This is a genomic window from Arcanobacterium phocisimile, from assembly GCF_016904675.1.
In the GTDB taxonomy this organism is placed as follows: domain Bacteria; phylum Actinomycetota; class Actinomycetes; order Actinomycetales; family Actinomycetaceae; genus Arcanobacterium; species Arcanobacterium phocisimile.
This window is the reverse complement of sequence record NZ_CP070228.1, coordinates 935416-949503: the sequence shown is the minus strand read 5'-3', so window position 1 is coordinate 949503 and position 14088 is coordinate 935416. Positions and strand designations below refer to the sequence as shown.

General features: G+C 51.7%; 9 protein-coding genes. 3 read left to right on the top strand and 6 right to left on the bottom strand.

Annotated features, from left to right (window positions below; translation table 11 throughout):
- Positions 1 to 35: 35 nt before the first annotated feature.
- Both JTE88_RS04215 and aspS read right to left on the bottom strand, forming a co-directional pair.
- A complete protein-coding gene (locus tag JTE88_RS04215) occupies positions 36 to 1460 on the bottom strand; it encodes a L,D-transpeptidase family protein (RefSeq protein WP_204425593.1) in 1425 nt (474 codons plus the stop codon).
- A gap of 86 nt (positions 1461 to 1546) precedes the next feature.
- The gene (gene aspS / locus JTE88_RS04210) at positions 1547 to 3364 is read right to left on the bottom strand and encodes an aspartate--tRNA ligase (protein ID WP_204425592.1); all 1818 of its coding nucleotides are present in this window, start codon (positions 3362 to 3364) and stop codon (positions 1547 to 1549) included.
- Positions 3365 to 3594: 230 nt separating this feature from the next.
- On the opposite strand from aspS, the gene JTE88_RS04205 reads away from it, so the two are divergent.
- Entirely contained in the window at positions 3595 to 4968 is a 1374-nt protein-coding gene (locus JTE88_RS04205; protein ID WP_204425591.1) for an MFS transporter, read from the top strand.
- 165 nt (positions 4969 to 5133) lie between these two features.
- A complete protein-coding gene (locus JTE88_RS04200) occupies positions 5134 to 7023 on the top strand; it encodes a DEAD/DEAH box helicase (RefSeq protein ID WP_204425590.1) in 1890 nt (629 codons plus the stop codon).
- A 101-nt stretch (positions 7024 to 7124) separates the two neighbouring features.
- Here JTE88_RS04200 and JTE88_RS04195 read toward each other — a convergent pair whose 3' ends face one another.
- From JTE88_RS04195 to JTE88_RS04180, 4 genes are read right to left on the bottom strand one after another with little or no spacing between them, the layout of a single operon-like run.
- Complete coding sequence (locus tag JTE88_RS04195) at positions 7125 to 8732, bottom strand: GTPase (RefSeq protein ID WP_204425589.1); 1608 nt, start codon at positions 8730 to 8732, stop codon at positions 7125 to 7127.
- Positions 8729 to 10432 carry a dynamin family protein gene (locus JTE88_RS04190; RefSeq protein WP_204425588.1) on the bottom strand — a complete coding sequence of 568 codons (1704 nt, stop codon included), beginning with the start codon at positions 10430 to 10432 and terminating at the stop codon, positions 8729 to 8731. Before JTE88_RS04190 ends, JTE88_RS04195 begins: the two co-directional genes overlap by 4 nt.
- A gap of 2 nt (positions 10433 to 10434) precedes the next feature.
- Positions 10435 to 11763: a histidine--tRNA ligase gene (gene hisS, locus JTE88_RS04185; protein ID WP_204425587.1), complete on the bottom strand. Its 1329-nt coding sequence runs from the start codon at positions 11761 to 11763 to the stop codon at positions 10435 to 10437.
- 59 nt (positions 11764 to 11822) lie between these two features.
- Positions 11823 to 12554: an MBL fold metallo-hydrolase gene (locus tag JTE88_RS04180; RefSeq protein ID WP_204425586.1), complete on the bottom strand. Its 732-nt coding sequence runs from the start codon at positions 12552 to 12554 to the stop codon at positions 11823 to 11825.
- A gap of 102 nt (positions 12555 to 12656) precedes the next feature.
- On the opposite strand from JTE88_RS04180, the gene JTE88_RS04175 reads away from it, so the two are divergent.
- Complete coding sequence (locus tag JTE88_RS04175) at positions 12657 to 13985, top strand: DUF349 domain-containing protein (RefSeq protein WP_204425584.1); 1329 nt, start codon at positions 12657 to 12659, stop codon at positions 13983 to 13985.
- The last annotated feature ends 103 nt before the right edge of the window (positions 13986 to 14088 follow it).

Here is a 14088-nt window from a genome sequence, read left to right as displayed (position 1 = left end):
TGAAACATATCTCTACTGAAAGTTAGCTGTATATTCTAGTAATGCGAAACGACTACAGTTCCCTTTGGAGCCCAATCGTATAGGGATTTCGCATCTGAAACAGAAACATTGACACATCCGTGAGAACCATATTCTCCCGCATCATATCCAAATGAGCGCCGCCAGGGAGCACCGTGTATCGCGAAATCACCTTGGAAATACATGATCCACGGAACGCCTGGGGTCTCGTACCGAGTTCCATCGACATTTGTTCCACGCATTGTCTGGCTTGGTGTCTTGTGCCAAATATTAAAAGTTCCGGTGATGGTCGGTGTCTCAGCTGCTCCGGCAATGAGCGGGATGGGACCTTTGACCGCAGTCGCGCCTTCGTAGCCCATGACGGTGAAGTTTGACAGGTTGACATCAATCCACTTCTCCCCTTCAGCTGCAAGATAAGCAAGATTCTCGGCACCAACAGCCACTAGGCGGTCTTCCCATTTTTCTTCTCCAGTGCTCACTTCCACCGTCTGCGACGTCGGAGCATTATTCAGGATATTAGTGGAAATAGTTGAAACGATTTGGTCGACATTTGTTAAATTCTGTGCCGGAACTGCTTGCGCGCCGACTCGAATGATGTCACCACGATCATTCTTATAACGGATGCCAACAACCTCTTCAGTAACCAAATCTTCAGAAATACTAGTCACCCACTGAGTGACTAAATCCTTATTGATCTGCGGTGCGTTGTCCACTATCGATACCCATGACGTTTTCGTTGCGCTGTCAGCAGTGATCGTCTCATCACCGACGACGATGCTCACCTCAGCGTCGCGAAGCTGGTTAACATGTGTAGCGAGTGCTTTCATCTCTTCACTCGGAGCTTGCGTCGGCAAAGCAGCTGTCTGCACTGAAACGTCAAGTGATTTTTGAGCTATTGCCAGCTCAGTGGCAACACGTTTTACTTCTGAGACTGGAACACCACGGCCATCGGTTCCGGGAATGACGACGAAATTGCCGTCTTGTTCTTCGATCCGAGCCGCTGTTGGCATCGAAGCTGATTCTTGTCCCTCAGTTAACGTTTGAGCGAACTCCTGAAGTTTTGCCTCATCCGGAAAGGAAACGGCTGGCTCAACTGCAGAATGGGAGAAAATTGACGTGAAGTAATCAAGCGCAGGTCGATGGGATGTCAGAACTCGCTTTGTCGTCTCTTCAACATCGAATTGAGCTCCCATGGTGGCTAAATCAGCGGTGACATTATTTACCCCCTCACCACTGATCGACGCATGCACAGAGTCGATATTCGAGGTTAACTCGGTTTTTATTTCAGTCTCACTCATGCCACCGACATCAAGGTGCCCTACATGTGCGTGAGGGAGGGCTCTGCCGGTAACAGCGAAGTATGCTACATAAGACATAAGCGCAATAATGATGGCGCCAGCTACACCGATAGATCCGAATACTGCCAACCGCTTTTTCGTCATCGCTTCCCCTGAGTCATATATTGAGCCACAGTATGTGGCGATAGCTCTGAAAAACTATCGCCACACACTGATACTTGAAAATGATACTACTTATTTTCTACGTTATCTTCGCTCGACGCAGATTCCTCAGTATCCTTTTTCTTCAGCTTGGCATCCACGCCAGCTTCCTTACGTTGCTGAGGCGTAATAGGTGCCGGCGCGTCAGTCATTGGGTCCCAGCCATTACCAATCTTCGGGAACGCGATAACGTCGCGAATTGATGGAGACTTGGTCAGCAGTGCCACGATACGATCCCAACCAAAGGCGATTCCGCCGTGTGGCGGTGCACCGAACTTGAAGGCATCAAGGAGGAATCCAAATTTCTCCTGTGCTTGTTCTTGGTCCAGGCCCATCACCTTAAAGACACGTTCTTGTACGTCACGACGGTGGATACGGATCGAACCGCCACCAATTTCGTTGCCGTTACAGACAATGTCATAGGCATATGCAAGCGCGTTTCCTGGGTCGTGGTCGAAGTTGTCTAACCATTCTGGCTTTGGCGAGGTGAATGCGTGATGTACTGCTGTCCATGCGCCATCAGCAACTGCGACATCACCTTCAGCTTCAGCAGCCTTGGTACTCTTGAATAGCGGCGCATCAACCACCCAAACGAACGCCCAATCATCTTCATTAATCAGTCCGCAACGCTTACCGATTTCCAGACGTGCCGCACCAAGTAGTTCACGAGATGCGGTTGGTTCTCCAGCTGCGAAGAAAATACAATCGCCTGCTACTGCACCGGTAGCTTCAAGCAGTCCTGCGCGTTCTTCATCGGAGATGTTCTTGGCAACCGGGCCACCGATCGTTCCATCTTCAGCAATCGTCACGTATGCGAGACCCTTGGCTCCGCGAGCCTTTGCCCACTCTTGCCACTTATCGAAAGTACGCCGAGGCTGAGAGGCGCCACCTGGCATAACAACCGCACCAACATAGTCATTTTGGAAAACCCGGAATGGTGTGTCCGCAAAGTACTCGGTGAGGTCAATAAGCGTTTGACCGAAACGCAAATCTGGCTTATCTGAACCGTAGTTCTCCATAGCATCTTTGTAGGTCATATGTGGAATTGGAGTTGTCAGATCGTAACCTATCAAAGCCCAGATCTCACGCAACACATCTTCAGCAACGGCCATAACGTCTTCTTGCTCCACGAAGCTCATTTCGACGTCGAGCTGGGTGAATTCTGGCTGACGGTCCGCACGGAAATCTTCATCGCGGTAGCACCGAGCAATCTGATAGTAGCGTTCCATACCCGCAACCATAAGAAGTTGCTTGAACAGCTGAGGCGATTGCGGCAAGGCGTACCATGACCCTGGGGAAAGACGTGCCGGAACGATAAAGTCACGCGCACCTTCCGGAGTCGAACGAATCAGTGTTGGTGTCTCAATTTCAACGAACTCATGGTTATCAAGAACACGGCGAGCTGCTTGCGAAACTTTCGCACGAAGACGAATTGCGTGCTGTTCGTGGGAACGACGAAGGTCAAGATAGCGGTACTTCAGACGGGTTTCTTCGTTGACTGAGCCAGAATCTTCTGCAGCATCAGAGACCTGGAATGGAAGCGGAGCTGACGGGTTCAATACTTCAACATCAGTTGCTTCGACTTCGATATCGCCGGTTGGAATAGCCGAGTTCGCATTACCTTCTGGGCGTTCGATGACGGTACCGGTGACTTTCAAAACATATTCGGAGCGAAGCTCGTGAGCCACTTCTGCACGAATCGTTACCTGTGCGATTCCAGAGGCGTCACGCAAATCAATAAAAGCAATACCGCCGTGATCTCGCCTGCGATCGACCCATCCGGTGAGTGTAACTGTCGAACCAATATCTTCCTTGCGCAGGGATCCTGCCATACGAGTGCGTAACACGCATTCCTCATTTCTCTTGAGTATAGAAATTCATCCGCGAGACGAGCGGACTACAGCACACCACGAGACGGGCAATGTGCACAAGAAACATTCTACGCCCGTCCATCTCACGAAATGGGTTGGCACGACGGGGAATATGTCACCATTTCATGACAGTCCGCTAGCCTATTGTTGGTGTTGTGACACTGGACATAACGCCAACTCCAGCTCAGGTATGCGAAGATAGCACTATGACCAGTGGACCCCTGTCTCAAAATACCGTACCCGTTTCGCGAAGCCTGGAACGATGGATTCTCATTCTTGCCGTTGTCTTCATCTCTCTGGCAGCCTTTCAAACGATGGCTGCCACAACCGCTATGCCTTACATAGTCGAAATCCTCGGCGGAAAACGCCTGTATGCATTAGCGGCTGGAATAGTTTTCGCAGCTCAACTAATGACCACAGCGCTGGCTGGACCATGGGTTGATGCGCGCGGTCCAAAACCTTCGTTTTTCACGGGCGCAACGCTGGCGATGCTAGGTTTAACAATTGCGGCGTTGGCACCAAATATTGAGTTCATTGTTCTTGGCCGCGCTCTCCAAGGATTGGGTTCTGGGCTCTTAGTCGTCCCACTCTACGTTTTGGTAGGGAATTTTATCTCTAAGGAGCGTCAGCCTCGATATTTCGCCGCCTTCGCTACTGCCTGGGTTATTCCGTCACTAGTCGGTCCATTCCTTGCAGGTCTACTAGTCGAGTATGCTTCATGGCGTTGGGTTTTTGGATTCACACCTATTGTTTTTATACTGATCGTGCCCTTAGCATGGACCCAATTCAAGCAACTTCCAGCTCACCAAAATCTTCAGCCGTTGCGGGCCCTCAATGTTTTTTACTTAGCATGTGGAGCCAGTATCGGTATTGCGGCACTTCTCGTCGCGTCTTCCAACAAAGGGCAGCCGGATTTAAAAACAATAGCTTTACTTGGAATCGGTATGATCCTCGTTTGTGCATTTGCACCGCTTTTGTTACCTGAAGGCACATTCAAAGCTCGTCGAGGAATGCCTTCAACAGTGCTCTTGCGCGGAGTCGCTAACGGTTCGTTGATGGCTGTTGAAATCTATTTGCCGCTGATCTTGAAAGAAATTCACGGGTGGTCCGCAACTCGAGCAGGTTTCGTTTTGACCATGTCGGCTATTTCTTGGGCGCTGGCCTCTCAGCTCCAGGGACGTATTGTCGATGAACGAAAGCGTGCACATATTCCATATCTTGGAATTGGCCTACAACTCGTCGGAACACTCGTTGTATTGCCGTCAGTACATCCATCAGTATCCGGCCTTGTTGTTCTTTTTGGTTGGTTTATTGCAGGGTTCGGATTAGGATACCTATACCCTGCCTTGACCGTGCATGCGTTAGCATTGACTCCGCTACAAAGACACGGTGAAGTTTCAGCCGCCTTGCAAATTGCCGATACGCTTGGTGCCGCTTTCCTCATCGGTATCGTTGGGATTGCCTATGCCATTTCATCAGGACTGGGGCACGCAGCTTTCGCAGTACCGATTCTTATCATCATCGTCATTTTGATCGGAGCGGTCATGCTCACAAACCGCCTCCAGCCGCAAGACGTGTGATAAAACACGGTAATTCATGTCACCGTCTTCTTCGACGAAATATCTGTCAGTTGGCACTAGAGTTGATTATGCGCAAGTCTTGCGCCAGGCCCGCTAGTGTTTGCATGGGGATAATTGCATGGGGATTTTCCGCGGGCTTTACCGATCTACGTTTGGAATTTCTACATGGCTAATGCCACTACTTTTGCCGATTTAAATTTGCCTTCAGATATCCTTGAAGCAGTTACCGATTTGGGATTCACAACGCCCACCGCAATCCAAGAACAAGCTATTCCGCTTCTTCTTGCCGGACAAGACGTTCTCGGCGTCGCCCAAACAGGCACCGGAAAGACGGCTGCTTTTGCTCTGCCGATGCTTGCCCACGTCGATGCGAAGAACCGCCACGTGCAGGCACTCGTCCTTGCTCCCACCCGCGAACTTGCGCTTCAAGGCGCTGAAGCGATCGAAACTTTCGCCGCACAAACTGGCGGGCTCGACGTCGTCGCCGTGTACGGCGGTTCTGCTTACGGTCCACAGCTCGGCGCATTGCGCGACGGTGCTCAAGTTGTTGTCGGTACACCTGGCCGTGTGATGGATATGATTGAGCGGGGCGCCCTTGATCTTTCCACAATCCGCTACTTCGTCTTGGATGAAGCTGACGAAATGCTTCGTATGGGCTTTGCCGAAGACGTCGAAAAAATTGCTTCCGATCTTCCTCAAGATCGAATCTCTGCTCTTTTCTCAGCAACGATGCCGAAACAAATTCGTCGCGTTGCCGAAACACACTTGAACAACCCAGCTGAAGTTCAGGTTTCTTCGCCCAGCTCAACAGTTTCCACGATCAATCAGACGTATGCTGTTGTCCCTACCCGTCACAAGATCGGTGCACTTGCCCGCGTGCTCGCAACAACCGAAGCTGCCGCAGCTCTCGTGTTCGTTCGAACTCGCGCAACCGCTGAAGATCTCGCGATTGAACTGACCACCCGCGGAGTTCAAGCTGCTGCACTTTCGGGCGATGTAGCTCAAAAAGATCGTGAAAAGCTCGTTGATCGTTTGCGTCACGGCTCGATTGACGTACTCGTCGCAACTGACGTCGCTGCACGTGGCCTCGACGTCGAACGTATCGGCTTGGTTGTTAATTTTGATATTCCTCGTGAAGTTGAAACCTACGTTCACCGTATCGGCCGTACCGGTCGTGCCGGACGCGAAGGTACTGCATTGGCATTCGTTACTCCAAAAGAAAAGCAGCGTTTGCGCCGGATCGAAAAAGTAACCCATGTGCAGATGAAACAGGTCGAACTACCGACTCCCGCCGAAGTTTCTGGTTTGCGCGCACGCAAGTTACTCGCCTCAGCTGTTGAACGTCACGCTGTTGGCCGCCTACATGTTTATGATGAAGTCATTGCGGAATTTATTGCGGCACAAGAAGATGCACAGCAAGACGGTATGGAACTGCTCAGTCTATCGGATCTCGTAGCTTCGCTATTAGCTTTGGGCGTTCGCGATCCAGGTCCACAGTCTAGCGATGAACCAGACCGTCTCACCGTGAATTTTGCTGCTGAAGACGAACGTCGTGGACGTCGTGATGATCGTGATGATCGTGGCGGTCGGCGCTCTGATCGTGGCGGTCGACGTTCCGATCGTGGTGGCTTCGATGAACCAGGCACAACATACCGCGTTGAGGTCGGCCGTCGTGATGGCGTAGCTCCAGGCGCAATCGTCGGTGCTATGACCAACGAAGGTGGACTTCGTGGTTCCCAGCTGGGCAAGATTGACATCTTCCCATCATTCTCTCTTGTCCACGTTGACACCGAACTCGACACTGCTACCCTGCGTCGCATTGGTCAAGCTCGTGTTTCAGGTCGCTCGCTCGATATCACGAAGGATTCCGGTCCTCGTGGTGGCCATCGTTCCTTCGATGACAACTCTGATGAATCTGGTCTGCGTAAGTATCGTGCTGATCGTAAATTCGGTGAAGATCGTCGTGCACAATCAGATCGCAAAGGCTCGTTCAAGCGCCAGCATCGCAAGGGCAGCTGGAAGTCGGACCGTCGTTCGTTCGGCGACTCCTACTAAGATTTAGCCGCGCTAAATACTAGAGTTTAACAGAAGAGCACGTCATCGCGACGTGCTCTTCTTTCATATCTAAAAATTCAACAATTGCGGCTGTCGTTCGTCTAGCTCTGAGTGCGTTGTAACTTGTCGAGATGCTCTTTGACCTGCTGATACTGCGCAATCGCTTCGTCTAGTGGCACGATAAGCTCATCGTGCATCTCTTCCTGGAATTTATTAACCAGCCGACGCTGGATACGTTTCTCGGTTCGTGCAGCACCGCGGCGAACTATGACTGCCGAAATACCTGAAAGCATCCACCCTAACGCGATTCCACAAACCGCAATGACAAGCGGAAGCGGGAAAATACCAACCATTGGAGGTTGAGTTACCCAGATACCAAGATTGATAGCGAAGGCACGCAACGCTATCCAGCCTAAGCCCACAATCACAGTTCCTAACAGGAGCCAGTGGATGAGATTCACAACACGCCACCATATAGGATGGCGATTAGCTTCAATGTCAGTGTGGGTACCAATGTAGTCGGCTCGCCGTACCAAATTAGCTACCGTGTTATCGGTATCTTTTACGATTTTCTGTGCCCACCGGGTTGGCATACCAGCCGTACGCCGTTCCACATAGCGTTGATACCCGTTAGCTGCTTCTTGCAAGGCCACCTCAGAGCGCGCTATACCGGTGACAGGTACAACATCTTCCGATACTTGTCCGGCACCTAGTCTGAAACGCTCCAACGGATCGACTTTAAGGCGACCTACCCAGCGCGTCAAAGGCCAGCGAGTCGCCTTCTTCGCACGATGGGTATAAGACTCACCAGCTAGCCGGGACAACACAAGTGCCCCGCCAGCGCGCAGTGCACTGGCAATAATTTTTTGTTCAGAACCAGTATCGTTGACCGGTTCTTGCGAAACATGAGAGCGGAAATCCTCAGAAATGCGATATGCGAGTGTCCGGATATCTGCAGCCAGCTTGTCGGTAGCAGCTTTCTTGGCTTGCGCAAAGGCGGAAATACGCGAACGTAATTCGTCGATCCCTTCACCTGTGGTTGCCGAAGTGAGCACAATAGGCGAATCAATCGAATTGCTGTGCAAGATTTGTGTTAACGACTCAATGACGTGTGTCCGGTCAGCCGGTGCCAGGCGGTCACTTTGGTTGAGCACTGTGAGCATAACATCGGAATGTTCACTCAAGTTGATCAAATATTCATCGTGGACCGAACTATCAGCATATTTTTGTGGATCGACAATCCATACAACCACATCAGCTTTTCCGATGATTTCGGCTGCTTGTTCGCGATTTGATGCCGATGTCGAATCAATATCTGGTAGATCTACAAGGACAAACGGTGCTGCGGTATGAAAAACATGTTCCAATCCGGTTCTTTCGTAGCGTTGGGCAATGTCCAACCACTGGGTGATAAGCGAATCGGAATCGATAGTTTGAGAAGAAATGGCGGTAGGCGCAGAGGTGGTGGGCCGGGTGGCCGCAACTTTTACCAAGTCTTCGCCAATGAGCGCATTGATCAACGAAGACTTCCCTGCCCCGGTAGGACCCGCAATAGCAACCACGGTCGTCTGTTCTGCAAACATCTGCCGTTGCGAAACCCGTTGCAATGTTTGGTCTGCTTCATCACGAACATGTGGAGCTAGATAATCACCAGCGACCGAAACTACCGACTGCAAGAGCTCGATGCTCTCTCTTATTGATTCGCTCATGCTCGCTCCAATCCGTGTGCCCGGCGTAACTGACGTCGCAAATCATCGATTTTTACGATGTGACTTTCTCCCAGTTCTAAGCCGTCTAGCATTTCTCGATAGGGTTTGAGGTCACGGCTAATAAACTCTGCGGCTCGTTCGCGCAACGACCCAGTTGCTTGCTTCGTCATTCGGCGCACCGCATCATCGCCAAAAACTGCTTCCAAAACACGTTGCGCAACAACTGCAGTTCCGCCTGCGACGGCAATTTCTCCGCCCGCTAAACCAGCAGTCGCAGAAAACACAGTAATCATTAAGGCCAATCCGATTGCGTTTACGCCTAAAGCCAAGAAACGGGCGGTCGCTTTCTTGCTTTCCCCTTCGGTAGAAACAAGCGCATATAACTCTTCTTGCCACTGTCGCACGAGCTCGCCTGCTTCGGCTCGACGTTGTTCGTGGTCACGCTCCTGTGGCGGAATAATCAAGGCACTGCGTTGCCAGGCAGTACGCACTTCGAGTGCGCTAGCTTCAGCTTGGGTGGCTAATAGTGTCTGTATACTTTCATCCAGCGCCTCAATAACTTGATGTTCATCGCCAGTCTGGCCGGTAAACCATGTAACTACACGGTCGCGGATACGCGATACGCCGTCTTCGAGAGCACGTGTCCAGGTACCGGTACCGATGACGTCTTGCCAGCGTGCAAGTACTTCACCACGAAGTACAACTCCGTCATCGAGTGCTTGATTAATCGCTGCCAGCGCTGCTTCTTTAGCATTATCAATATCCCACTGCAAAGCCCGCTGCGCAGATATCTGTTCATCGTAGGTTTCACAAACAACATTGAGTGTATCGCCCAGTTGCACTACGGCACCCGTGAGAGTTTGTCGCACGACAGCTACTCGGGAGGCAGAATCGACGCTCAGCCCGATGAGCCAATCGCGCAGTGAAGAAACATCGCCGTCACGGATAAAACCAAGCTCATCAAACTCCTGCTCGGAGATAACAAACAGTGGTGCACTCTGCAAACCCCGCTCGTTGAGTCGCCGTGCTAGATCTGGACGCACTTGCGCGCCTTGACCGGGCGGTACACGATTGAGAACCACACTAACAACAATATTTCGTTGTGCTGCTTCATCGAGTAGCGTCCACGGCACTGCATCCGCATAGCGAGCGGCGGTAGTGACAAAGACCCACAGGTCTGCCGCTGCTAAGAGTTGCGCAGCTAGTTCCCTGTTTTCTTGGGCGAATGAATCGATATCGGGGGAATCAAGTAGCGCAATACCGGCAGGCAACGCATCTGTGGTGTGAAGCGACAAATGCGTATGGGGCTCATCGCTTTCTTGCCCGCCACTGACGCGAACCAGTTCAGGTAAGATACGAGAATCGGAGAACCAATGCTCATCGGCTGGGTTGAACATCAGCATCGGTTGGCGAGTTGTTGGCCGCACTGCGGATGAACGCGCCACGTGTTCGCGCACCAAAGCATTAATCAGAGCTGATTTTCCTGATCCGGTTGAGCCACCGATCACTGCTAGTACAGGGGCGTCTAAGTTACGGTAGCGCGGGAGGATATAGTCGTCGAGTTGGTGAACGATATCATCTCGCGCATCGGCTCCTTCTTCGGCTTGACGAGTTGGCAACGGATAGGCGATCGTGGCTAATTCGCGTCGGATCTCATCGAGAATGGGGGCAATACGAGAAGGTATCGGTTCGCCGACCATATCTACTGTTCTCCTGCTTCCAAACGTGGGCGCATGTCAGCTTCAGCAGGTTGCCAAGTGTCCATATCGACTGCTGTTTGTTCTCCGGAGCGAATGTCTTTCACTTGTTCGCCGTCATCGGTGGAGAACCAGACGAATGGAATGCCGCGACGGTCAGCGTACTTAATTTGTTTACCGAATTTTGCCGACGTCGGCGAAACCTCGGTCGCGATCCCGCGCTTACGTAGCGCAAATGCGGTTTTCTCCGCGTGCGCACGTTCGGTTTCGTCATTAACCGCAACAAGAACTACAGTTGGAACTTTGCGTGTTGGAGCAACGACATTCTTGCCGATGATTCGCGCCAAAATACGCGACACACCGATTGACAGACCAACTCCTGGGAATGTGCGTTTGCCGTCGGAGACAAGCGAATCGTACCGGCCACCAGAGCACACTGAGCCGAGGTCTTCATGACCTTCCATCACCGATTCGTACACCGATCCGGTGTAGTAGTCCAAGCCACGAGCAATCTTCAGATCAGCGACGACCGATCCTGGAATAAGCGCATTGGCGCCTTCAACGAGCGCGACCAGCTCTTCAAGGCCTTCATCGAGGAGCTGAGAGTGAAGGTCAAAGCTAGCAATCTTATCGGCAAACGAAGCATCGGAACTGGTGATTTGTGCAAGTTCAAGGGTCAACCGAGCTTGATCTGGGGTTGCTTGTACGTCTCGTTCGAGCAGTTCAGTGACGACGGCCGGTCCCACTTTATCGAGTTTGTCAACGATACGTAGGGTTTGTTCGACGTCGGTCAATCCGATAGCTTCATAAAAACCCTGGGCAACTTTACGATTAGAAGCATGAATAGTTACCCGCGGAATAGGTAGCTTCGATAGCGCGTCAACCATCACCAGCGGGAGTTCGATCTCATGATGGAAGGCGAGAGTATCTTGACCGACAACATCGACATCAGCTTGAATGAACTCTCTAAATCGGCCGTCTTGCGGGCGTTCGCCACGCCAGACTTTCTGAATCTGATACCTGCGGAATGGGAAATCTAGGTGTCCCGCATTTTCTAAAACATACCGTGCGAGCGGGACGGTAAGATCGAAGTGCAAACCCAGTTCATCTTTGTCTTGGCCGGCCCCTGCTTGGAGGCGATGCAGAAGATAGATCTCCTTCGACGTCTCTCCCTTGGAAAGTAAACGGTCAACAGGTTCTACCGCACGAGTTTCGATCGAAGAAAACGCATGCAATTCGAATGTTTCACGTAGGGTATCGAGAACCTGTTGCTCAACAATACGACCGGCAGGAAGCCATTCAGGAAATCCAGATAAAGGTGCAATTTTAGCCATGCTTACTATTCTTCCACGTTTTGTTTTTCAACACAGAATTGAGGCTCACTCTGTGACTATTATTTTCCGCTCATTGCCGCTTGGATGTATGGCGAATGACGAATCTCGTGGAACATCATCGTGTGTGGTCCGTGGCCTGGGAAAATGAATGTTTCAGGTCGAATACTTTGCACGAGAAGACGCAAGGTTGATGCCATCTCATATTCGTCACCACCTGGCAGATCAGTGCGGCCGATGCCACCGTTAAAGATGACGTCGCCGCCCAACATAAAGATCTCTTTTCTTCCCGTTGGAAGCATGACAGCGTATGGGGTTTGCGTGATGTGGCCTTCGCAAATAAAAAGTGTTGAACCTTCGGTATGCCCTGGAGCAGGCAAGGCTCGCATGGCAAGGCCCGGTACCAATTCGACCCCCTGGGAGAGCATCGCTACAGGTAGCGCCTGTAAGTTGGCAGGTTTGACCCAATCTCCCCCACCAAGACGCTGTAAGGCGAGGTCTCGGCCCGCATCAGCTGGCATCGAAGCCAGGGGATCATCCATTCGATACATATCTGGTTGCGGGATAAACACCGGCTTTTCCCCGGCCACTTTCGCGCTATCCCACACATGATCCGGATGCCCATGCGTCAATAAAACGGCGCCTAAATCAAGCCCATTTTCGGCTAACGTTCGGGAAATCCACCCAGCGCTACCAGCTCCGGGATCTACTACTAACGCAACGCGAGCCTCATCGTCGGCCAAAATATACGCGTTAGCCTGCAAGAACGTCTGATCGTATCGCATAAATAACATATCTTAACCGTACCGGAATACGAGCAAAAACACCGTGATTAGGCGTAAACTAGAAACGCATCTGACAACGAGAACGGTCTACCCCGTCTAGAGGAGGGTCCTATGACTGAGAATAATCCAACCCCCACCCCACGTGCTGTTGCACACCCAAAGCCTGCTACTGCGCCAATCGCGCCAGTCGACGATAGCCAAGCAGCACACGCCGCTACATTTGGACGTGTAGATTCGGAACGTAACGTCTGGCTCAAAGAAGCAGATGGTAGTGAGCGAATCGTCGGTCAATATGCGGTTGATGGTTCTGAAAAGGAAGCAATGGACCTCTACGTTCGCCGCTTCTTAGACCTTCAGGCGCAAGTTGCCCTCCTTGAGACGCGTATTTCGCATATCTCTCCTGAAGAAGCGCGCCAATCGCTGAAAGCACTTCAAGAACAGCTCGTTGAGCCGGCAGTCATCGGCGATGTCGCAGCATTGAAAGAACGCGCAGCGAAACTTGAAATCCTTGCCGAAGAACGCAAGCAGATTGTTGCGGCCGAACGTAAAGCAGCAAAAGAGCAGGCACTTGCCGAACGCACAGCAATCGTCGAGCGAGCCGAAGAAATCGCCGATCAAAATCCGGCACAAACCCATTGGAAAAACTCCCGTCAAGAGCTCTCCGATCTTCTTGACGCATGGAAGAACGCCCAGCGTAACGGAGCACGAATTGATCGGCCTGCTGAGGAAGATCTGTGGAAGCGTTTTTCCTCAGCACGGACAAAGTTCGATCGTCACCGTCGTCAGTACTTCTCCGAACGGGACGCGGCTGTCAAGCAAACCGTGACACGCAAAGAAGAACTGATTGCAGAAGCCGAGGAACTCTCCACCTCTACCGAATGGGGCCCAACCGCAGCTCGTTATCGCGAACTCATGGACGCATGGAAGGCTGCCGGCCGATCAATCAAGAAGGAAGACGACCGTTTGTGGGAGCGATTCCGCACCGCACAGCAAGTCTTCTTCGACGCTCGTACAGCACATAACTCAGCGCTAGATGAAGAATTTGGTGCGAATCTCCAGGCGAAGCTAGCGCTACTCGAAGAAGCTGAAAAGCTCCTCCCGATTTCGGATGTCGAATATGCTAAAGAGCAGATTCGTTCGATCGGTGAGCGATGGGATGCTATCGGCCGAGTTCCACGTGGCGATGTAGCACGTACCGAAGGCCGTCTACGCGATATCGAACACGCGATTCGGGATGCTGAATCTGAGCTCTGGCGCAAGTCAGATCCTGAGAAGGAAGAGCGCACCAACGGAATGGCTGCTCAGCTCCAAGCTTTGATTGCTGAGCTTGAAATAGAAATCGCTCAGGCACAAGCTGCTGGGAACGAGAAAAAAGTCAAGGAATTGACCGCCTCGCTTGAGGCTCGTAAGACCTGGCTTGCAGCAGTCCTCGCTGAGTAAAAAGACAACAACGTCAGTAACGCACAGACTCACCGAGAATATCTCAGTGTAACTGGTAGAACTGTCACCCAGCTGGGGTAATCCACAGATGTGGATTACCCCA